Source organism: Micromonospora sp. BS32 (assembly GCF_059089345.1).
Genome location: NZ_JBSSHR010000088.1, coordinates 1 through 478 on the forward strand (window position 1 = coordinate 1; position 478 = coordinate 478).

Below are 478 nucleotides of genomic sequence, written 5' to 3' on the forward strand. Positions count from 1 at the left end.
GGGCGGGTGGGCGCGGTGGCCGGAGACGCGGGCGCCGAGCTGGACTACGCGGCCCTGTTCGCGGCGATGCCCTCGGCCTGCGTCGTGCTGGACCGGCAGCTGACGATCGTCGCGGTCAACGACGCCTACACCGGCGCCACCGGCCGCGACGCCTCGGAACTGCTGGGCAAGCGCTTCTTCGACGCCTACCCGCCCGACCCCGGCGACCCCGCCTCGCACGGCGCCGAGGCCCAGCGCCGGTCCCTGGAGGCCGCGCTCGCCACCGGCCGCACCAACATACTGCTGCTGCACCGCGTCACCAGCCCCCGCCCCGACCGCTCCGGCCGCTTCGCGCCCCGCTGGTGGAACGTGGTGACCCGGCCGGTCCGCGACGCCGACGGCCGGGTGCACCTGCTCATCCACCAGATCGACGACGTCACCGAGTACGTCCGGGCCGAGCGGGAGGCGGAGAACGCGCGCGGCGAGCACGCCGCGCCGC

General features: G+C 76.6%; 1 protein-coding gene. It reads left to right on the forward strand.

Translation table 11 applies throughout. From position 1 onward, the window contains the following. Window positions 1-15 precede the first annotated feature (15 nt). Window positions 16-478 (forward strand): PAS domain-containing protein (locus tag AC5RWQ_RS30385; RefSeq protein ID WP_494286029.1); only part of this gene is annotated, 463 nt, incomplete at its 3' end.